22 protein-coding genes and 8 tRNA genes are annotated in these 18,838 nt (G+C 46.8%); 9 read left to right on the top strand and 21 right to left on the bottom strand.

Translation table 11 applies throughout. The features are described from left to right. Positions 1-2 precede the first annotated feature (2 nt). On the top strand, positions 3-785 hold the full coding sequence (locus tag MJQ52_RS16880; RefSeq protein WP_003152246.1) for an ABC transporter ATP-binding protein: 783 nt from the start codon (positions 3-5) through the stop codon (positions 783-785). After that, complete coding sequence (locus tag MJQ52_RS16875) at positions 760-1,572, top strand: ABC transporter permease (protein WP_014418698.1); 813 nt, start codon at positions 760-762, stop codon at positions 1,570-1,572. Before MJQ52_RS16880 ends, MJQ52_RS16875 begins: the two co-directional genes overlap by 26 nt. Before the next feature lie 35 nt (positions 1,573-1,607). On the opposite strand, the gene ytkD is transcribed toward MJQ52_RS16875, so the two are convergent. The 3 genes from ytkD to MJQ52_RS16860 all read right to left on the bottom strand — a co-directional run bounded on the left by ytkD (position 1,608) and on the right by MJQ52_RS16860 (position 3,213). Beyond that, entirely contained in the window at positions 1,608-2,087 is a 480-nt protein-coding gene (gene ytkD, locus MJQ52_RS16870) for an RNA deprotection pyrophosphohydrolase (RefSeq protein ID WP_003152244.1), read from the bottom strand. Between the two features lie 132 nt (positions 2,088-2,219). Beyond that, positions 2,220-2,624, bottom strand: coding sequence for a phage holin family protein (locus MJQ52_RS16865; protein WP_003152243.1), 405 nt, complete (start codon positions 2,622-2,624; stop codon positions 2,220-2,222). A gap of 151 nt (positions 2,625-2,775) precedes the next feature. Continuing rightward, entirely contained in the window at positions 2,776-3,213 is a 438-nt protein-coding gene (locus tag MJQ52_RS16860; RefSeq protein ID WP_003152242.1) for a Dps family protein, read from the bottom strand. 124 nt (positions 3,214-3,337) lie between these two features. Between MJQ52_RS16860 and ytzI the strand changes: the two genes are divergently transcribed. Then, positions 3,338-3,487: a YtzI protein gene (gene ytzI, locus MJQ52_RS16855; RefSeq protein WP_003152241.1), complete on the top strand. Its 150-nt coding sequence runs from the start codon at positions 3,338-3,340 to the stop codon at positions 3,485-3,487. Here ytzI and MJQ52_RS16850 read toward each other — a convergent pair. Further along, on the bottom strand, positions 3,484-3,927 hold the full coding sequence (locus MJQ52_RS16850; RefSeq protein ID WP_094247630.1) for a FixH family protein: 444 nt from the start codon (positions 3,925-3,927) through the stop codon (positions 3,484-3,486). The two genes, ytzI and MJQ52_RS16850, sit on opposite strands and share 4 nt — an antisense overlap. 114 nt (positions 3,928-4,041) lie before the next feature. Further along, the gene (locus MJQ52_RS16845) at positions 4,042-4,515 is read right to left on the bottom strand and encodes an S-ribosylhomocysteine lyase (RefSeq protein ID WP_003152237.1); all 474 of its coding nucleotides are present in this window, start codon (positions 4,513-4,515) and stop codon (positions 4,042-4,044) included. A 123-nt stretch (positions 4,516-4,638) separates the two neighbouring features. Between MJQ52_RS16845 and yidD the strand changes: the two genes are divergently transcribed. Next, a complete protein-coding gene (gene yidD / locus MJQ52_RS16840) occupies positions 4,639-4,866 on the top strand; it encodes a membrane protein insertion efficiency factor YidD (protein ID WP_003152235.1) in 228 nt (75 codons plus the stop codon). On the opposite strand, the gene MJQ52_RS16835 is transcribed toward yidD, so the two are convergent. Both MJQ52_RS16835 and MJQ52_RS16830 read right to left on the bottom strand, forming a co-directional pair. Next, on the bottom strand, positions 4,863-5,432 hold the full coding sequence (locus MJQ52_RS16835; RefSeq protein WP_003152233.1) for a beta-class carbonic anhydrase: 570 nt from the start codon (positions 5,430-5,432) through the stop codon (positions 4,863-4,865). The two genes, yidD and MJQ52_RS16835, sit on opposite strands and share 4 nt — an antisense overlap. Before the next feature lie 118 nt (positions 5,433-5,550). Then, positions 5,551-5,799 (bottom strand): type B 50S ribosomal protein L31, encoded by a 249-nt coding sequence (locus MJQ52_RS16830; protein ID WP_003152229.1) that lies wholly within the window; start codon positions 5,797-5,799, stop codon positions 5,551-5,553. A 197-nt stretch (positions 5,800-5,996) separates the two neighbouring features. On the opposite strand from MJQ52_RS16830, the gene MJQ52_RS16825 reads away from it, so the two are divergent. From MJQ52_RS16825 to MJQ52_RS16815, 3 genes are read left to right on the top strand one after another with little or no spacing between them, the layout of a single operon-like run. Beyond that, the gene (locus tag MJQ52_RS16825) at positions 5,997-7,328 is read left to right on the top strand and encodes a cytochrome ubiquinol oxidase subunit I (protein ID WP_071392556.1); all 1,332 of its coding nucleotides are present in this window, start codon (positions 5,997-5,999) and stop codon (positions 7,326-7,328) included. Positions 7,329-7,350: 22 nt separating this feature from the next. After that, entirely contained in the window at positions 7,351-8,391 is a 1,041-nt protein-coding gene (locus MJQ52_RS16820; protein ID WP_094247629.1) for a cytochrome d ubiquinol oxidase subunit II, read from the top strand. 57 nt (positions 8,392-8,448) lie between these two features. Next, positions 8,449-8,607: a DUF1540 domain-containing protein gene (locus MJQ52_RS16815; protein ID WP_007408842.1), complete on the top strand. Its 159-nt coding sequence runs from the start codon at positions 8,449-8,451 to the stop codon at positions 8,605-8,607. A gap of 373 nt (positions 8,608-8,980) precedes the next feature. On the opposite strand, the gene menC is transcribed toward MJQ52_RS16815, so the two are convergent. From menC to MJQ52_RS16785, 6 genes are all read right to left on the bottom strand, one after another. Further along, positions 8,981-10,096: an o-succinylbenzoate synthase gene (menC, locus tag MJQ52_RS16810; protein WP_014418709.1), complete on the bottom strand. Its 1,116-nt coding sequence runs from the start codon at positions 10,094-10,096 to the stop codon at positions 8,981-8,983. Further along, positions 10,093-11,556, bottom strand: a complete 1,464-nt coding sequence (locus MJQ52_RS16805) for an o-succinylbenzoate--CoA ligase (protein WP_017418427.1) — start codon at positions 11,554-11,556, stop codon at positions 10,093-10,095. Before MJQ52_RS16805 ends, menC begins: the two co-directional genes overlap by 4 nt. Positions 11,557-11,643: 87 nt before the next feature. Then, positions 11,644-12,462, bottom strand: coding sequence for a 1,4-dihydroxy-2-naphthoyl-CoA synthase (gene menB, locus MJQ52_RS16800; RefSeq protein WP_003152221.1), 819 nt, complete (start codon positions 12,460-12,462; stop codon positions 11,644-11,646). 58 nt (positions 12,463-12,520) lie between these two features. Continuing rightward, entirely contained in the window at positions 12,521-13,345 is an 825-nt protein-coding gene (gene menH / locus MJQ52_RS16795) for a 2-succinyl-6-hydroxy-2,4-cyclohexadiene-1-carboxylate synthase (protein WP_096034902.1), read from the bottom strand. Further along, on the bottom strand, positions 13,333-15,069 hold the full coding sequence (gene menD / locus MJQ52_RS16790; RefSeq protein WP_094247627.1) for a 2-succinyl-5-enolpyruvyl-6-hydroxy-3-cyclohexene-1-carboxylic-acid synthase: 1,737 nt from the start codon (positions 15,067-15,069) through the stop codon (positions 13,333-13,335). Before menD ends, menH begins: the two co-directional genes overlap by 13 nt. Then, entirely contained in the window at positions 15,066-16,481 is a 1,416-nt protein-coding gene (locus MJQ52_RS16785) for an isochorismate synthase (protein WP_094247626.1), read from the bottom strand. Before MJQ52_RS16785 ends, menD begins: the two co-directional genes overlap by 4 nt. Before the next feature lie 282 nt (positions 16,482-16,763). Here MJQ52_RS16785 and MJQ52_RS16780 point away from each other — a divergent pair, with 282 nt between their 5' ends. Together MJQ52_RS16780 and MJQ52_RS16775 are read left to right on the top strand one after the other, a co-directional pair. Beyond that, positions 16,764-17,483: a TraR/DksA C4-type zinc finger protein gene (locus MJQ52_RS16780; protein ID WP_094247625.1), complete on the top strand. Its 720-nt coding sequence runs from the start codon at positions 16,764-16,766 to the stop codon at positions 17,481-17,483. A gap of 155 nt (positions 17,484-17,638) precedes the next feature. After that, on the top strand, positions 17,639-18,109 hold the full coding sequence (locus MJQ52_RS16775) for a TspO/MBR family protein (protein ID WP_029974104.1): 471 nt from the start codon (positions 17,639-17,641) through the stop codon (positions 18,107-18,109). Positions 18,110-18,145: 36 nt separating this feature from the next. Here the strand turns inward: MJQ52_RS16775 and MJQ52_RS16770 are convergent. From MJQ52_RS16770 to MJQ52_RS16735, 8 genes are all read right to left on the bottom strand, one after another. Next, a tRNA-Glu gene (locus tag MJQ52_RS16770) sits at positions 18,146-18,217 on the bottom strand. Between the two features lie 3 nt (positions 18,218-18,220). Continuing rightward, positions 18,221-18,311 (bottom strand) — tRNA-Ser (locus MJQ52_RS16765). Positions 18,312-18,314: 3 nt separating this feature from the next. Further along, positions 18,315-18,389: transfer RNA gene (locus MJQ52_RS16760), tRNA-Asn, on the bottom strand. A gap of 10 nt (positions 18,390-18,399) precedes the next feature. After that, positions 18,400-18,476 (bottom strand) — tRNA-Ile (locus MJQ52_RS16755). 15 nt (positions 18,477-18,491) lie between these two features. Then, positions 18,492-18,565 (bottom strand) — tRNA-Gly (locus MJQ52_RS16750). An 8-nt stretch (positions 18,566-18,573) separates the two neighbouring features. Next, positions 18,574-18,649, bottom strand: a tRNA-His gene (locus MJQ52_RS16745). Between the two features lie 20 nt (positions 18,650-18,669). Further along, a tRNA-Phe gene (locus MJQ52_RS16740) sits at positions 18,670-18,745 on the bottom strand. Positions 18,746-18,755: 10 nt separating this feature from the next. Further along, positions 18,756-18,832: transfer RNA gene (locus MJQ52_RS16735), tRNA-Asp, on the bottom strand. Positions 18,833-18,838: the final 6 nt, after the last annotated feature.

Genomic DNA, 18,838 nt, shown 5'->3' with positions numbered 1-18,838 from the left:
GAATGTCTTTTTTACATGTGGATCATGTAACACATACTTATTTCTCGCTGAAAGAAAAGACAACCGCCGTGAAAGATATACATTTTCAGATTGAAAAAGGGGATTTCATCTCCTTTCTCGGGCCGAGCGGATGCGGAAAAACAACACTCCTGTCCATTCTGGCCGGCCTTATCACCCCTGCGCAAGGCCGGGTGCTGATCGAAGGAAGCGTGCCGAACCATAAAGAACACCAAATCGGTTATATGCTTCAGCAGGATTATTTATTTCCTTGGAAATCAATTGAGGAAAACGTGCTGCTCGGTTTACACATTTCAAAAACATTAACAGAAGAAAAAAGAGCTGAAGTTCTCAGCCTTCTGCCTAAGCTCGGATTAATCGGCGTTGAAAAGAAATATCCGAAAGAGCTCTCAGGCGGAATGCGGCAGCGGGCGGCACTTGCCAGAACTCTTGCGCCGGACCCTGGACTGCTGCTCCTTGATGAACCGTTTTCCGCGCTGGACTTTCAAACGAAGCTTTCTTTGGAAAACCTTGTCTTCAGAACATTAAAGGATTTTCAAAAAACCGCTGTGCTCGTCACCCACGATATCGGTGAAGCCATCGCCATGAGCGATACGATCTATTTATTTTCGAATCAGCCGGGCACCATCCACCAAATATTCACCGTGCCTAAGGAGCTCGCGGCTTTAGATCCGTTTGACGCGCGTCAGGATCCGGCCTTTCAGCCGCTGTTTCAAACCATATGGAAGGAGCTGAATTCCCTTGAAAAACAGCAGCGGCACGATTGAACAGCTTCATCAGCAGTTTAAGAAAAGACACCAAAAAGAAAAGCTCCGGATCCGTGCGTATCAGGCCGCCATTTTCATCGTATTTTTTGCCGGGTGGGAAATATCGAGCAGGGCGGGCTGGATCGATCCGTTAATCTTCAGCTCACCCTCCGCCGTTTGCAGGCTTTTAGTTGAAAAGATTGCGGACGGATCCCTTGCGGCGCACATCGGCGTAACCTTAGGAGAAACCGTTCTCGGCTTTTTGCTCGGCACGCTTCTCGGCACATGCCTCGCCGCTCTGTTATGGTGGTCAAACCGGCTCGCCCGGGTTTTAGACCCGTACCTCGTCATTTTAAACGCGATGCCGAAGGTCGCACTCGGACCGATTCTCATCGTGGCACTCGGACCGAATTTCACAAGCATTGTCGCCATGGGAGCAGTCATCAGTGTCATTATCACGACAATCGTCGTCTTTACGGCTTTTCAGGAAGTGGATGAAAACTATATTAAGGTGATGAAAACCTTCGGAGCGAAAAGAAGCATCATGTTTAAAGAAGTCATTCTGCCGGCATGCGCCCCCGCGATTATTTCCGCGCTTAAAGTGAACGTCGGTTTATCCTGGGTCGGTGTCATCGTCGGCGAGTTTCTCGTTTCCGAAAAAGGTCTGGGCTACATGATCATTTACGGATTCCAGGTCTTCAATTTCACTCTTGTGTTCTTAAGCCTTCTGATCATCGCGATTTTTGCGACATTGATGTATCAGGGAGTCGAACTGTTAGAAAGAAAATGGACGAAAGGAAAAATATAAAAAAGACCCGTGCGTAAGCGCCGGGTCTCCGTTTTTTATGATTGAAATACGCCGTCCTCTTTCAGCTTTTTCAGACTGATCGGAAGCACCGAATCTTTCATAATGAAACTGAATTTTTTATTTCGGGGGAGATTCTCCGGCAGTTCGCTGAACAGCACCGGCCCCTTTGTTTCAAAATAGTCAGCCTGTTTTTCAAGCTTTTCAATATCGGCAAAATAAATATTCTTCACGATTACCTTTTCCCTGCCGAGAACTTTATACTGTCCGACGTACTTCAGATGTCTTACCGCGGCGCCGGTTTCTTCTTTCACCTCGCGCAGGGCCGCTTCCTCCGCACATTCCATCGGCTCCACTTTTCCGCCCGGAAATTCAAACCCCCGGTCTTCGTGCTCAGTCAAAAGCCACTTATCTCCATATCGGCATATGACCCATACATGCTTCGGGCTGTCTGAAAAAGGCTGGTGTTCAAAGGAGAGCTGAACAGTATTCTGATAATAGTCTTTAAACTCGTACATGTTTATCCCTCTAATCCGTTCCTTCATATCTTCCATACATCATACCACAGTTGCGTTTGTTCGGAAGCCCTTTATCAAAAATTCAGAGGAAAACCATCATACCCGCTAGTATAGCCTCCTTTGAAGCAAATGTTACGGTTTGCGCTTGAATTTATTTTTCAGGGTATCCAATAGGTCGACGAGCACCTGCGGAACCGGGATGCCCAGCGAGCTTGCCGTTATCACGATCTGAACCGATTCGTATAAGATATAAAACATAATAGCCAAATTACGGATAGCGCCTTCTGAATGAAGCAGCTGATCAAAAAAATGGCAAACTGAGACTAATGCCAGGGTCACGATTTTTTTGACCAGCCGCGCAAAAAGCTTTCTTGCGCTCAGCTGCTGCAAAAGAGATTCTTTTAAGCTTGTACTGATAAACTCAATCGCCATGACCGATAGCAAAATCAGAAACGAATACTGAAAACCGCCAAAGAAAAACCCCGCTGCCGACACGATCACTGCAAAAAACGAAAAGATGCCAAAGTCTTTGCCCACTTGATCCAACATCCTTTCACAGAAACGGCCTTACATTATTCTATGAAAAGTGAATGGAACGGACTGGATTTTTCAGAAAAATGGACAACACCTCTCTTCGGCAGCCAAATAAAAGACCGAGTGCTTTATAGCCCCGGTCTTCCCTTGTTGATTATCCTAAATACGCTTTCAGCATCCAGTTATGTTTTTCGATATTCTGGTGAATGGCAAGCAGCATATCTCCGGTCGTTTCGTCTCCGACCTCATCTGCGAGATCCATGCCGCTTTTCAGCTCTTCCGCAATGACAGTGAAATCATCATAAATGTTCTGTACCATTTGTTCTGCGCTCTCATTGCCTTCCGCTTCTTTTATAGAAGCAGTCTTCAATGATTCCGTCATTGTGCCGATCGGCTTGCCGTTCAATGCCAGCAGACGTTCTGCCAGATCGTCAATATATGTAGCCGTTTCGTTATACAGCTCCTCGAACTTTTCGTGCAATGTGAAAAAGTCCTTCCCTTTGACGTACCAATGATAGTTATGTAATTTCACATACATGACCGTCCAGTTTGCAACTTGTTTATTGACCGCTTCCAATAGTTTTTCTGACATGCCTATCTTCCTCCTTTGATTTACTATTGATATACCCTATATATCGTGTGTTAAAACATAAATTTTTAGCCCTTGATTTTACGGATGGAAAATATGTTATGATTTGTTAAAAAGGAGGGATTTCATGCTGCTTCTTCTGAGCTTCGGCTTTCTTATCGTGCTCGCCGTGCTGCTTTTATCCATCTGGTCGACTGTAAGAGCTTATAACGTAAAACATACGATTGACCCGCCGGAGGACGCATCAAAAGGCTTGACGGATAAAAACAATCCTTAATGATGATGCGTCTGTTCCTCATGGCCGGAGGAATCATCGGCAGCTTCAGCATCCCCGACACGCACTTTTACAGTCGGCATATTATGCTGCTGTTTTGCCGTTACGTGGGATTGAACGGTATACACACCCTCTTCATCAAATTCAGTCCGCAGGTGATACGCCCCTTTTTCCTCCTTGGCCTTGCTTGTTTTGCTGCTGCCTTTTTTTCCTTCTTTCCATACTTCAAACATGACTTCATCCGCATCCGTGACACGCTTGCCGCCGTAAAAAACCTCCGCCTTGTATTCCGTTTTTTCATGCAATGCTGCCTTTTCCGGTCCTGTAAGCTTGACCTCAAGCGCTTTAGGCTCCTCATCCGCGGCGGTTTTGTCCAAATTGCCCCCGCAGGAAGATAATAGAAATACCATACCGCACATACCTGCCAATACAGCCCGTTTCATCCCATCACTCCTTCATGTTTGCTTCTATTTTAGCAAACGCTTACACATAAGGTGTGACATTTTTTAGAAATATGTAAAAAAGCCTTTTTGCATGTCAGCAAAAAGGCCTGTTTTTTATCCGAACACTTTCAGCAAATCTTCTTTATCTTGTGACAGCCAGAAACGCATCAGCCGTTTCGCGCCTTCTAAATCATGAAGTTTCGCCTGGCCGCACTGTTTTTCGTTGGCCGCCGGAATCTCCGTAATATCGATGGCTTCTTTCAGCGTAGCGTCAAGCAGGTCTACAATTTCTTCCGCTGTCGGCTCGCCGCTGACAACAAGATAATAGCCTGTCTGGCAGCCCATCGGTGAGATATCTATGATGTCGAAGTGATCGTATTTCTCAGAATGTGTGCGAATCGTAAACGCAAGCAAGTGCTCAAGCGTATGAATCGTATCCGGCTTCATCGCCTGTTTGTTCGGCTGGCAGAAGCGAATGTCAAACTTATTCACAACGCCGTCTGTTCCGACTTTATGCACTCCGCAATGTCTTACATACGGAGCCACAACCGCATTATGGTCTAGCTCAAAACTTTCTACTGAAGGCATAATGGCACTCCCTTTTTTCAGAATATGCATCCATTATAACACAGTTTTCCGATAAGGATTGTGGCGGAAGCTTTTCAATCTGAAATTTTTTTTCTATACTAGCATCAGAAAGGTGGTTTTTTGATGAAAACCATAATGATTGCATTAATCCGCGGATACCAGAAGTTCATCTCTCCGCTGACGCCGCCGTCATGCCGCTTTTACCCGACGTGTTCGCAGTACGGAATCGAAGCCGTCAAGACTCACGGCGCATTAAAAGGCGGATGGCTGACACTGAAGCGGATTTTAAAGTGCCACCCTTTTCATCCGGGCGGTGTTGATCCCGTACCGGACAAAAAACAAAAACATTAGTCCATATGCTGGTAGCCGTCGATCACCAGATCAAGTTTACCGGTTTCAGGATCAATCACCAGACCGTGCACCGGGACATTGTCAGGGAATAGCGGATGGTGTTTAATGACGTTTACGCTGTCTGTAACACTCGCTTCTACTGAATCAAAGCTTTTCAGCCATTGATCAAGATCAACTCCTGAGTGCTTCAGCATGTCAATCCGCTCTTTCGGAATACCGCGGTCGATAATTTTATCAAGCATATCCTCGCTGTTGATTTTGCTCATGCCGCAATCATGGTGGCCGATAACGCAGACTTCATCAGCGTTTAATTCGTATACAGCGACTAAAAGGCTGCGCATGATGCTTCCGAACGGGTGGGCGACAAGCGCGCCGGCACTTTTAATAATTTTCACATCGCCGTTTCGCATGTTCATCGCATGCGGAAGCAATTCTACAAGACGTGTGTCCATACAGGACAAAATCGCCATCTTTTTATCCGGGAATTTAGATGTTTGGTATTTTTCATAATCTTTGTTTTTAGTGAACTGCTCATTAAATTGCATAATATCGTTTAGAAGACTCATCTTGGTGTTTCCTTTCTGCCTTTTTATTCACAATATAACATAAGGCGGGTCATTTCGTCACTCCCCGCACAAGATGACAAAGTGCTCAATAAATAAGACAAACCCCATTGGGCTTGTCTTATTTCCCCATATTGTATTTTTTGTTGAACTGTTCGACTCTCCCGCCTTTTTCGTTGAATTTTTGGCGGCCTGTATAAAACGGATGCGTATCTGAGCTGACTTCCACTTTAATCAGCGGGTATGTTTTTCCGTCTTCCCACTCTGCCGTTTCCTCTGACGTTTTCGTAGAATGGCTTAAAAAGCGGTAGCCGCTGTTCACATCTTGAAAAATCACTTGATGGTTATCCGGATGAATATCTTTTTTCATGGTGATCTCCCTTTCTTAAATCGTAATAATTACGTTTTATTCTAAACCTTAAATAGGCGCTTGTCAATCATATATGCCCTGATCCCTTGATTTCTAAACCCTGCACATATATGGAATCGGAAGAATAATCTAATCGCTTCAGCAAATAATATAATCACATTACATAAAACGGTAATTTAGAAAGGCGGTTTATGATCGTGGATGATTTAGTATTAGCCAGAAGTCTGTTCGGGACAACCATGGGCTTTCATATTATTTTTGCGACGCTTGGTGTCGGCTTGCCTCTGATGATTTTAATGGCTGAATTGATTTATCAAAAAACAAAAGATCCGCATTATGCCATTATGGCGAAAAGGTGGACGAAGGCGCAGGCTGTTCTGCTCGGCGTGGCGATACCGACCGGAACGATCGCGGGTACACAGCTTGCCCTTTTGTGGCCCGGATTCATGGAGGTCATCGGCAGGGTGATGTCACTTCCGTTTCAGATTGAAATTTATGCTTTCTTTATCGAAGCGCTGTTTATGTCCATTTATGTCTACGCCGCTGATCGGCTGACTCCGGCGATGCGCATCATTGCCGTTATTTTCGTTTTGATCGGCGCCGCGGCATCCGCCGTCTTAATCACAAATGTTCACGCATTTGAAGGAACGCCGGCCGGCTTTAAAATTTTAAACGGCAAAATCACTGACGTCGAACCGTGGGCAGCGTTTTTTAATCCAAGCTTTTTCACCACCGCGGGCCATGTCGTTCTGACGGCTTTCATGACCGGTGCATTTATCGTCGCGTCAGTAGCGGCTTATAAAATGCTGAGAACGAGAAAACAGGAGCAGGTATACCGCTTTCACCGAAAAGCGCTGCTGCTCGCCTTAACGATCGGCGGGATATTCTCCATTCTTGCCTCTTTAAACGGTCACGAGTCAGCCCAGCTTCTTTACGAATACCAGCCTGAGAAGCTTGCGGCCGCAGAAGGGCTGTTTGAAACTAGATCACACGCTCCGCTTGCGATCGGGGGTTTTACTGATGCAAAAGAAGAAAAAGTAAAATGGGCGATAGAAGTGCCGTGGGCTTTAAGCTTTTTGGCCGCAAACAGCTTTGATACCGTCGTCAAAGGATTGAACGCGTTTCCGAAAGACGAGTGGCCGCCTTTATTCATCCATACACTGTTTAACGGAATGGTCGGCATCGGGATGCTGCTCATTTTGTACTCCATCATCGGCATCGTGTGGAGAAAAATTTTAAAGAAAGACAGCTTTCCGACTTGGCTTTTGATTTTATTTTTAACCGCAGGACCGCTCAGTCTGATCGGAATTGAATTCGGGTGGATATTCGCTTGTACGGGGCGGCAGCCATGGGTGATTTACCATCTCCTGAAAACGTCTGATGTCGTCACGACAACCGGTTCAATCGGTTTGCTGTTCATCCTGTTCACAGTGGTTTACGCCATTTTGGCAGCCGCAGTCATTTATGTGCTGCTTTACTATTTCCGCAAACATCCTGTTGAGGAGGATGTAAAAGCGGCGGAATCCTAACAATAGAAAGGGCTGAATTGAAATGGACATTACCATGGATGCTCTCATTGCGATATCAATCGTATGGGGCTTCGTGTTTATCTACGCGGTCATGGCAACGATGGACTTCGGAGCCGGCTTTTGGTCGATGATATATTTAAATAAAGAACAAACAAAGGCGACAAACATCGCAAACCGTTATTTGTCCCCGACATGGGAAGTGACCAACGTCTTTATCGTCGCGATCGTTGTCGCCCTATTCAGCTTCTTTCCAGGGGCAACCTTCGTGCTGGGAACCGTTTTATTGATCCCGGGAAGTATTATTTTACTGCTCTTAGCCATCCGCAGCGGCTTTCTCGTCTTCTCCAATACCGCGAAGGAAAGAAAAATCATGAGATATATCTCCGGAATTTCAGGCTTCATTATTCCCGCTGTGCTGATTTTGGTCCTTCCAGTCACACACGGAGGGTTTATTGAGAAGACGGGCGGAGTGTATCAACTGAATTTGGCAAATGTCTTTACAAGCCTTAATGCGTATGCGTTTATCGGCTTTGCCATTTTAAGCACTTTATTTTTATCTTCACTGCTTCTGGCCGATTTTTCAAATGTTGCGGAAGAGGAGCATGCGTACCGCATCTACAGACGGAGCTCTTTAATAACAGGGCCGCTGTCGCTTCTGTTTGCCTTCTTCATTATGCTGACATTACGCTCTGAAGCCGGCTGGCTGTATACGGGGATGATGAAAGACAAGACATGGCTCATTCTGTCTGTCATTACATTTATCATTGCCGGCGTGGCTCTGTTTTTGCCGAATAAGCACTTCGGCCGCAACCTCGGCAAACCGAGAATCGCCATGATCGCCATTGCGCTCCAATACTTTCTGGCAAGCTATGCATACGGACGGGCTCATCTTCCTTATATGATTTATCCGGATATTACGGTCATGTCAGGATTTACGGAGCCGGCAACCTTCAGGGCGCTGTTTATGACGTATATCGTCGCTTTCATCATTTTGTTCCCCGGGTTTTATTTCTTCTGGAAGCTCTTTATGAAAGACAGACGTTATATCCGCCAGGAGGAATAACAAAAATCAGGGCGGCTCATACTAAAGGCGTACCTTTTATCTTGGAGGGGAGCCAGCATGGACCAAAAAATTCTGTGTGAAGTCAATAACTGTTCATATTGGGGCAGAGGAAACAAATGCACGGCCGACGCTATTTATGTGGTCAGCCATACAGGCGAAACCGCTGAAAAAAGTGAAGAAACGGATTGCAAAACCTTTAAACCGCATGATTTATAAAAGAAAAGAGCTGTTTTATACAGCTCTTTTTCATTTCCGCCGCAAGCATCCCTGAACCGGAGAAAACCGCGCGGATGAGAAGCATGGCAGAAAGGCGGTTCGGCGGCAAATATAGGCGGCGGCATGCGATACAATCAGTATTGCATTCATGACAAGCACAGAATTTTTTATCAAGATGTACATGTTTGCCCCAGCCGGAAAGCAGCACCTGCGATGTAAAGCCGACACTGTTTGAAGAATAAAAAAATCATCGCATTCGCCTATTAAAAAAACTGGCTGATACAGCCGGTTCAAACGGGGGAAGGGGTGATAATGAACAGTTTCAATATAACAGCAGCATACAGGCAGCTCAACTCGCTGAAATGTCTTTTTATCAGTTGTTTGTCGTAAAAACGTCCATTTGGGTGACGTATTTTCTCATTATTTCCTGATTGACTTCGACACCCAGTCCGGGACCGTCCGGAACAGAGATGAATCCCTCTTCGATATGGATGTCGGGAGTGACAATATCCTCCTCCCAGTATCGGTCTGATGAGGAAATATCACCCGGTATCGTAAATTGCGGCAGCGAAGCAAGCGCGACTGTCTGCGCTCTCGAAATGCCGGTTTCAAACATTCCGCCGCACCAAACCGGCATGTGATGCTCTCTGCATAAGTCATGTATTTTTAAAGCCTCTGTCAGGCCTCCTACACGGGCCGGTTTTATGTTAATGATTTTACAGCTCCCAAGCTCAATCGCCCGCCTTGCGTCATCATATGAGCATATGCTTTCATCAAGGCATACCGCGGTTCTCAAGTGTTTCTGCAGGTGGCGGTGATCGACAATATCATCTGCCTGAAGCGGCTGTTCTATCATCATGAGCTGGAATTCATCCAACTCTTTCAGCCTGCTGATGTCTTTCAGTTCATATGCCGAGTTGGCATCCGCCATCAGCGGTACGTTCGGAAAACGGCTGCGGATGGCTCTGACCAGATCAACGTCATGGCCGGGCTGAATTTTTATTTTTATACGTTGATAACCTTCTTTTACGTATTGCTCAATTTCCCGAAGCATCTCATCAGCCGAAGCCAGACCCACCGCCACGCCGGCGGGCACTTTATCTCTTTTGCCCCCTAAGGCTTCTGCGAGTGATATCTCTTTTTTCTTGGCATATAGATCCCACACGGCTGATTCAAGCCCCGCTTTTGCCATGCGGTTTCCTTTGAAACGCGCGAGACTGTCAGGCACCTCTGACGGATGGAAAAACTCGCGGCCTACGACATTCGGGATGAAAAAATCTCTCAGCATATGCGCGCATGTCTGAATCGTTTCTTCTGTATACCACGGAGAAGAAAACGCCGATACCTCCCCCCAGCCGGTTCTCCCGGTTTCATCGATCGCTTCCACGATCAAAAATTTACGGTCCTGCAACGTTTCAATACTTGTTTTAAACGGTTTTTTCAGCCTCATACTTACATGATAAAGGGTGATTTTTTCAATCTTAATCATGACAATTCTCCTTTACGAAGCTCATTCAGCCGATGTCTCATCAGTTTATTGGACGCGTTCCGCGGGAGCTCGTCAACCTCGAAAAAAGCAGCCGGTATTTTATATTTTGCAAGCCGCTCACGGCAAAAGACGGTCAGCTCCTCAGAACTGACAGAAGAAGTCAGCACAAGAAAAGCATGCGGCACTTTCCCCCACTTCGGATCTTCGGCTCCCGAAACACCGGCCTCCGCTACAGCCGGATGGGCAAGCAGCGCCGCTTCCACTTCTGCCGGGTAGATATTTTCTCCGCCTGAAATAATGAGGTCCGACCGCCTGTCCAGCACGTATAAAAACCCTTCATCATCCAAATAGCCAAGATCGCCCGTTTTAAACCATCCATTATGAAAAGCGGCCTGGTTTGCGTCGTCACGATGGTAATACCCTTTCATTACATTCGGGCCTTTCACCGTAATTTCACCGTGTTCAAACGGCGCACAAGGGTTTCCGTCTTTTTCAATTCTAATTTCGCATGAAAACAGCGGTTTACCGGCCGAGCCGAGCTTGTCCATGCTGAATTCCGGAGAAAGCGTGACAATCTGCGAGCAGGTTTCAGTCAAGCCGTAAGATTGGAATACCGGAAATTGTTTCCTGCGGCATTCTTCAAGGAGCGGCAGCGGTGCCGGCCCCCCGCCAAGCAGAATGCAGCGCAGTGATTCAGGACATTGTTCAGTTTCCGCAAGCAGGCCCGAAAGCATGGTCTGCACCGCTGAAATGATCGTGACCTGATGGGAACTGATGCTGTCCAGCACATCAGTGACAGAAAATTTTTGATGAAGCACGACAGGCATGCCGTAAATGACCGACTTAAACAGCGCAGACAGACCGCTGATATGAAACAGCGGCAGCGCAATAAGCCAGCGGTCCCGCTCCGTGACCCCCAGATTCAGCGCAGACGATACAGCGCTGGAATAATGATTACCGAAAGTCTGCTGCACCCCCTTCGGCCTTCCCGTTGTTCCTGACGTATACATAAGAGTCGCCGTATCATCAAGCGTTACATAAGCTTCAGGTTCAATGTCACCCGCCTCTTCAGCCTGCAGCTCGTCCACATCTAAGGCGGCAACCGCAGATTCATATTCTTTGCGGCAAAAGCCGTCCTCCGTCAATAAAAGCTTTGCCTGTGAATCTTCGAGCTGAAACAACCGTTCCTGTTTTGAGAGTTTCGTATTCAACAGCACAGCTTCCGCCCCTAATAAGAAGCATGCATGAACGGCATAAACCATTTCCGGTCTGTTAGAAAGCAAAATCGCGGCCCGGTCTCCTTTTTTAAGCGAGCAGTATTTGGACAGCCGCGCGGCCATTTGTTTAGAAGCATGATATAATTCTCTGAATGTCATCTGTTTGTTTTCAAATATGAGAGCGATTCTCTCTGGTGTCAGCTGAGCCCTTTGAATGAGCCAATTCGGCTGTTCTGTCAGCATGTTATCATCTCCGAGGTAAAAGTACTTTTTTTGAAAAGAAAACAGCTTGGACCAGAGCGGCTCAAGCTGTTTCGTAGTGTCATCTGATCACGGAAAACGAGGGAATTGACCGAAATCGGGACTGCGTTTCTCTTTAAAGGAATCACGGCCTTCTTTCGCTTCGTCAGTCGTGTAATAAAGAAGCGTTGCATCTCCTGCAAATTGCTGAATTCCGGCGAGGCCGTCTGTATCAGCGTTAAATGCCGCTTTAAGGAAACGAAGGGCTGTAGGGCTTTTCTCAAGCATTTCTTCACACCATTTAATTGTTTCCTCTTCAAGTTTCTCTAATGGGACAACCGTATTGACAAGCCCCATGTCGAGCGCTTCCTGCGCGTTGTATTGACGGCACAGGTACCAGATTTCACGGGCTTTCTTATGTCCGACGATACGCGCCAGGTAACCTGAGCCGTAACCGGCATCAAAGCTTCCCACTTTCGGTCCGGTTTGGCCGAAAATCGCGTTATCGGCCGCAATCGTTAAATCACAGACGATATGAAGCACATGGCCTCCGCCGATGGCATAGCCTGATACCATCGCCACGACCGGTTTAGGAATCACGCGGATCAAACGCTGAAGATCAAGCACATTCAGACGCGGGATCTGATCGTCTCCGACATATCCGCCGTGACCGCGGACTTTTTGGTCTCCGCCTGAACAGAATGCTTTATCTCCCGCTCCCGCAAGAACGATGACACCAATATTGGAGTCATCACGCGCACAAGCAAACGCGTCAATCATTTCTGATACCGTCTTAGGAGTAAATGCGTTATGTACCTCCGGGCGGTTAATTGTTATTTTTGCAATACCGTTATACGTCTCGTACAGGATTTCATCGTACTGACGTTCACTTTTCCATTCTGCAGCCATTGATATGACCTCCTTCATTTTTGCCTGAGTCCGGCCGAAAAGCTATTTTCTTTATGCTTTACAAGCCGTATAAAAACTCACTTACTATCTTACCAAAAATTCGCGGCTGTTCCACATGTACCGTGTGCCCCGCCTGTTTGACAACCTCTATTTTACTTGATGGGAGCAGGTTATGCACCTTTTGATTAATAGCGCAAAACTTTTCATCCCATTCACCGCATATAAGCAGGACGGGCGCCTTGATGCGGTGTAATGCCTCCCACCAGGAAGGCTGTGAGCCCGTCCCCATTCCGAGCAGGCTTCCTGCAAGTCCGGACGGATTATTCTTCAGCCTGCCGGCACGGATGGACGCCTTTACGCTGTCCGGCAGAGAAAGCTGCGTGGCAAACAACGGAATGCTCTCCCAATAATCAACAAACGATGTTATACCTTCCCGCAATATAAAGTCAGCAAGCTTCCGGTCTGACTGAATCCGCTTTTTGCGTTCCTGAAGCGTGCTGAGGCCCGGGGTTGTACTTTCCAAAACAAGCGCTGACACCCGATGCGGAAATGCCTGTGCGAAGGAATACGCAAGTCTTCCCCCCATAGAATAACCAATAAGTTTCACTTTGTGAAGTTTTAATTGATCAAAAACGGCGGCAAGGTCCGCAACCTGCCGGCTCGCACTATACCTTGCCGCTTGCACAGGCGCGTCTGTCTCCCCGTGACCCAGGCAGTCAATCATCACCATTCGCTCGCCGCAAAACATGCCGCGTAAAAACATCCATGATTCTTTGCTGCCCGTAAATCCATGCAGACAAACAATAGCTTCACACGATTCGTGTCCGCTATCAGCAGCACGATAGCATACGCCGTCGGCCGTTTTAACTGTTACAGTTTCCATTCTTTTTTCACTTCCCGCACTGCGGCCTGCAGCAGATCGCGATGGAATTGAACTCTTGATGTCCGATCTGTTTTCAGCTCGATTATATGAAGTCCGGGCTTGTCCGCCTGCGGCTGATACGCATCCTTAAATGCTTCCCATGTCTCAGGACAAGTATACGTCCCGCCGTACAGTGCGGCGGCATGCCGGAAATCAAGACCCGTCGGCGTACCGAACAGTTCTTCAAAATGAGTCTTATCAGATGCCTGCGGCAAAAACGAGAAAATCCCGCCGCCATCATTGTTTATTAAAATAACCGTAAGCGGAATTCCAAGTTTTTTAGCCGCTAACAGCCCGTTTAAATCATGATAAAACGATAAATCTCCAATGACAAGCGTGACAGGAGCTTTTGTACCTTCACACAGTCCCATAGCCGAGGAGACAACTCCGTCAATGCCGTTAGCGCCGCGGTTGGCATAGACACGGAAGGAACGATCTTGTTTTTCAAAGAAAGTATCCACGTCGCGGATCGGCATGCTGTTGCCGACAAAAATCGAACTGCCTTCAGGGACAAGGTGCTGAAGCTGACGATATACATTTCCTTCAAATGATAAATCATCCATGCTCGCGGCCTGTAAATGACTCCGGAACCGGTCATTGACAAATTGCCATTTCTCAAGCCATCCGGACGGCCGTTTTCCGGTTTCAGCTGAACGGACCGCTTCCAAAAACACAGACGGATGGCAATGAATCATATGCGCGCCGGCCTGGGTGGGATCTCTCCATCCTCCGTCTTCATCGACGATAAACTGCTCAATGGCAGGATCGTCTCTGAGCCATAAAAAGAGCGGTTTGGAAACCGGCATCGGACCGAAGCGGATCACAGCGTCAGGGCGCAGCGCCTCTTTTATTTCTTCATCTTTTAAGAACGAGTCATAAGCATCAATAATCAGCGTCTTATCATGCTCCCCGTTTCGGAGGTTTGAAAGCGGATCAGCCAAAATCGGGAACTGAAGCATCTCGGCAAGCGCGATGATTTGCTGCTTTTCTGCTTCACCGTGAATTTCGCCGCAGACGATCATACCTCTTTCGGTACCCGCGAGACGCTCTGTAATATGACAGAGAGAGTCTTGATCAGCTGACTGAATCCCTGTTGTGACTGAGACATGCTTCCCCTTTCTCATTCTTTCAAAAGGTCCGGCTGATAAATCCGGCATCAAAGGCTCTCTGAGCGGCACATTGATATGGACTGGCCCCATCGGGCGCTTCCCGGCTTCACTTACGGCTCTGCCGGCCAATGTTCTGATATAGCTCAGCATTTGAGGATTTTCCTCAGGCAGAGCCGAGTCTGTGAAAAACTTAACAAAGTTACCGAACAGAAAATGCTGGTTAATCGCCTGAGGCGCCCCCACTTCCCTCAATTCATGAGGCCGGTCAGCAGTCAGGACAATAAGGGGCACTCTTGAATAATGAGCTTCAATCACGGCCGGATAGAAGTTAGCCGCTGCCGTTCCTGACGTACAAATCAGCATGACCGGACGCTGGCGGGCTTTTGCAAGACCGAGTGCGAAAAAACCTGCGGATCGTTCATCAATCTGTATATGGACTTGAATATCCGGGTGGGCCGCCGCCAAAACCGCCAGGGGAGTTGACCTCGATCCCGGGCAAACAACCGCGTCGGTGACACCAGATAGAGCGAATTCATCAATAAAACTTCCGATATAATGTGTAATCGGGTTTGTCAAAGCCTTTCACCTCCTAAAGCAGAGATCATCGGCTTTAGTTTAATTTGTGTTTCTTCATATTCTGATTGCGGATCTGAATCTTCAACAATACCGCAGCCTGCGAAAAGCCGCGCACTTTTGCCTTCAATCAGCCCTGATCGGATAGCCACGACAAATTCTCCGTTTTCCCTGCCGTCCATCCAGCCGATCGGAGCCGCGTACCATCCGCGTGTCATCGGTTCAATATCAGCGATAACTTCAACAGCTTTCTGCTGGGGAGCTCCGCCCAATGCCGGAGTGGGATGCAGCTTTTCAATTAAATCAAACAGCGAAGCGGACGTTTTAAGGTGGCCTGTGATCGGCGTATATAGATGCTGAACACTTTTTGTTTTATATAATTGCGGACCTGCAGGCTTTTTCACATCGCTGCAGCTCGACAAGAAAGAATCGTGTATCATCTTAACCACAAAATCATGTTCCGCGAGATTTTTTTCGTCATGCAGCAGCTCTTTGCCGAGACGGTCATCTTCTTGTTGATTTTCTCCGCGCTTAATTGAACCTGCCAGACAGGTGGACATAACGTCTTTGCCGGATTTTTTGATCAGCCGTTCCGGTGAAGCGCCGACAAAGCATTTATCTCCCTGCTCAATCGCAAAAACATAGCTTGTCGTTTGGTCCGTCAAAAGCTTGCGGACAACGCTCTCCGCCGGAATAGGCCCATCATAAGACAAAACGACTTCCCTTGCCAGCACGACTTTATCATATTGATTTGCTTTCATATCATTTGTTGCTGTTTTAATGGCCTCAAGCCAGTTTTCCACATCAAGTTCTTCCGCTTTTGTTAAAACAGGATATTCTTCATACTGAATTGAAGAAATTGCAAAAGCTTCTGAAAAAGATTTCAGACGTTTCAGCGTATCTTCTGCCCGATTACCGTCTGCCGCCCATTGATTGACGGTTAAATAATCACCGTCTGCCGTCTTTGTCAGCATGAGTGAGGGGATAAAGAACAGTCCTTCTTCGAACCCGTTCCATTCGTCTCCTCTCTCTTCAGCGGGATTAAATGAAAAACCGCCGAATAAGACAGGGCCGACCGCGGTATGCGCCGCCTCTTCTTCTTCATGAATATGAAAAGCCGTCTTTTTAAAGCGCTCCCATTGTTCAAAAACGTCGTGATAACGTTTTCCATTTTTTTCATTCGATTGGAACAGCGCTTCTGTGCCAAGACCGACTATTGTTAATTCACTACCGGGTTCTGACCAAAAAAATCGTTTGCCTTTATATTTTTTTGCTCCGTCTTTGAAAAATGATAGAGGGTCTAAAGACGCAATACGTCTTGAATAGCTCAATAAGACAGCATGGTGGACTTGTTTGGCTTTATGTAATGCATGATCTGCTTCCTCTCGGAACGTATGCTGCACCGTTGTCACCATGAGACATTCCTCCATAATCCGTTAAATGCTTTTAATACAATACACCTGTGATGAATTTGTGTCAAACACACAGATTTGAGCACGACAAAATGCCCGCATTTCTTATTATAAACCTTTTTGCGCAAATGAATAAAGAAACAAACTTGAATTTTCTTTCCCCACTCTCGGCAATCACTGTATCCTTTTACTTCCCCGTGGGAAAATGACTATTTTTATCCACCATTTTTCTGCGCAAAAACGTTCATACTAACAGTAAGCATCACATAGAAACGAGGGATTGATGTGCTTACAAACGAACAGATCACACACTTAAAAAAAGAATTGGAAGAAGCCAGAGATGATATTTTAAGCCGCTTTAAAGAAAATGATCAATTTCAGTTAACTGATGAATTCCCGTATCAATCATCCGGTGAATTGTCTTCCTATGACAATCATCCCGGCGATCAGGCGACCGAATTATACGAGCGGGAAAAAGACCTGGCTCTGCTCGACCATGAACGGGAGCACCTTCGCGATATTGATTACTCTCTGAAACAAATTGAAAACGGCACATACGGCACATGTGAAGTCAGCGGCAAGGACATTCCTTATGACAGACTCGAAGCCCTGCCGACGGCTACGACATTGGCGGAATATTCCTCGCAGGATGCCGTTTCCAAAGACAGGCCGATTGAAGAGGAAACACCGTTCGGACAGTTTGAATTTGATGATGATGAATCAATCCGGGCGGCTTACGATAGTGAAGATGCTTATCAGGATGTTGAGGAATACGGAAACTCAGAAACGCCTCAGGATTTAGAAGATCCGCCGCTCAGCTATGGGGATATGACAATGAACTCAGAAGAAAACATCGGCTATGCTGAGAATTATGAAAACTTTGTCGCGACAGATATTACCGGAAAAAACATTTCCGTGTATCCAAGCAAAGCACACGAAAAATATGAGCAGGAACTGGACGAAGAAGGAATTATGACGACCTTTGGCGATCTTCATGCTGATTAAAACCCCGGCCTGCCGGGGTTTTTGAATACAAATAATTGGTTTTCTGCATTTTCACACTGAAAACTCATACACTTAATGGTGCATGGATCTTTAAAAGGTTTGATCTTTCCAAAAGAGGGAACAAACGTATTGACATTGAATGGCGGAGGGAACAAATGAAAAAGAAGTATATCGGTGCAATTATTGTATTTATCATTACATATGTCTTGTTTTCTTTAGCAGGGTTTCTCTTTCCCATCGACCGGGAATGGTACGACGCGCTGCAAAAACCTGACTGGACGCCGAGCGGATCAGTGATCGGCATCATATGGGCGGTTTTGTTTGCGCTCATTTCGCTCTCAGCAGCCTTGATATACGCAAAGTTTTCATGTAAAGAATCCAAAGCTTTTTGGGTGATGCTTCTCATCAATTATATCGTGAATCAAGGATTCAGCTATTTTCAATTCACACAGAAAAATTTGCTTGCTGCATCTATCGATTGCCTGCTTGTGGCTGTGACAACACTCATTCTGTTGCTCATTGCCGGTAAATACAGTAAAGCTTCAGCCTGGCTTCTGGTTCCTTATTTATTATGGAGCGCTTTTGCCACATACCTGTCTTTTACCATTTACGTTATGAACGCATAATAAAAAACCTTGCATAGTATGCAAGGTTTTTTATTATGACCCGTACGGGATTCGAACCCGTGTTACCGCCGTGAAAGGGCGGTGTCTTAACCGCTTGACCAACGGGCCTTATGGCGGAGAAGGAGGGATTTGAACCCTCGCGCCGCTTACACGACCTACACCCTTAGCAGGGGCGCCTCTTCAGCCACTTGAGTACTTCTCCGTATGGCTCCACAGGCAGGATTCGAACCTGCGACCGATCGGTTAACAGCCGATAGCTCTACCACTGAGCTACTGTGGAAAAATCATCATGGTGGGCCTGAGTGGACTCGAACCACCGACCTCACGCTTATCAGGCGTGCGCTCTAACCAGCTGAGCTACAGGCCCATGACAATATAAAAATGGAGCGGGTGATGGGAATCGAACCCACGACATCAGCTTGGAAGGCTGAGGTTTTACCACTAAACTACACCCGCATGTTGTTTGGGGCGATTGATGGGAATCGAACCCACGAGTGCCAGAGCCACAATCTGGTGCGTTAACCACTTCGCCACAACCGCCAAAACAATATTAAATTAAATGGTGGCTCGGGACGGAATCGAACCGCCGACACACGGATTTTCAGTCCGTTGCTCTACCAACTGAGCTACCGAGCCTTTTTATAAATGGCGGTCCGGACGGGACTCGAACCCGCGACCTCCTGCGTGACAGGCAGGCATTCTAACCAACTGAACTACCGGACCATTTTT

This window comes from Bacillus sp. jun7, from assembly GCF_051034795.1.
GTDB classification, from domain to species: domain Bacteria; phylum Bacillota; class Bacilli; order Bacillales; family Bacillaceae; genus Bacillus; species Bacillus velezensis.
Note: the sequence above shows the minus strand (reverse complement) of the source record. Positions and strands in the feature narration are given on the sequence as shown.

Coding starts and splice junctions, on each gene's coding strand:
- MJQ52_RS16880 (WP_003152246.1), top strand. CDS start 3: ATGTCTTTTTTACATGTGGATCATGTAACACATACTTATTTCTCGCTG.
- ytkD (WP_003152244.1), bottom strand. CDS start 2,087: ATGTACGAGTTTAAAGACTATTATCAGAATACTGTTCAGCTCTCCTTT.
- MJQ52_RS16860 (WP_003152242.1), bottom strand. CDS start 3,213: ATGTCAGAAAAACTATTGGAAGCGGTCAATAAACAAGTTGCAAACTGG.
- ytzI (WP_003152241.1), top strand. CDS start 3,338: ATGCTGCTTCTTCTGAGCTTCGGCTTTCTTATCGTGCTCGCCGTGCTG.
- MJQ52_RS16850 (WP_094247630.1), bottom strand. CDS start 3,927: ATGAAACGGGCTGTATTGGCAGGTATGTGCGGTATGGTATTTCTATTA.
- MJQ52_RS16845 (WP_003152237.1), bottom strand. CDS start 4,515: ATGCCTTCAGTAGAAAGTTTTGAGCTAGACCATAATGCGGTTGTGGCT.
- yidD (WP_003152235.1), top strand. CDS start 4,639: ATGAAAACCATAATGATTGCATTAATCCGCGGATACCAGAAGTTCATC.
- MJQ52_RS16835 (WP_003152233.1), bottom strand. CDS start 5,432: ATGAGTCTTCTAAACGATATTATGCAATTTAATGAGCAGTTCACTAAA.
- MJQ52_RS16830 (WP_003152229.1), bottom strand. CDS start 5,799: ATGAAAAAAGATATTCATCCGGATAACCATCAAGTGATTTTTCAAGAT.
- MJQ52_RS16820 (WP_094247629.1), top strand. CDS start 7,351: ATGGACATTACCATGGATGCTCTCATTGCGATATCAATCGTATGGGGC.
- MJQ52_RS16815 (WP_007408842.1), top strand. CDS start 8,449: ATGGACCAAAAAATTCTGTGTGAAGTCAATAACTGTTCATATTGGGGC.
- menC (WP_014418709.1), bottom strand. CDS start 10,096: ATGATTAAGATTGAAAAAATCACCCTTTATCATGTAAGTATGAGGCTG.
- MJQ52_RS16805 (WP_017418427.1), bottom strand. CDS start 11,556: ATGCTGACAGAACAGCCGAATTGGCTCATTCAAAGGGCTCAGCTGACA.
- menB (WP_003152221.1), bottom strand. CDS start 12,462: ATGGCTGCAGAATGGAAAAGTGAACGTCAGTACGATGAAATCCTGTAC.
- menH (WP_096034902.1), bottom strand. CDS start 13,345: ATGGAAACTGTAACAGTTAAAACGGCCGACGGCGTATGCTATCGTGCT.
- MJQ52_RS16785 (WP_094247626.1), bottom strand. CDS start 16,481: ATGGTGACAACGGTGCAGCATACGTTCCGAGAGGAAGCAGATCATGCA.
- MJQ52_RS16775 (WP_029974104.1), top strand. CDS start 17,639: ATGAAAAAGAAGTATATCGGTGCAATTATTGTATTTATCATTACATAT.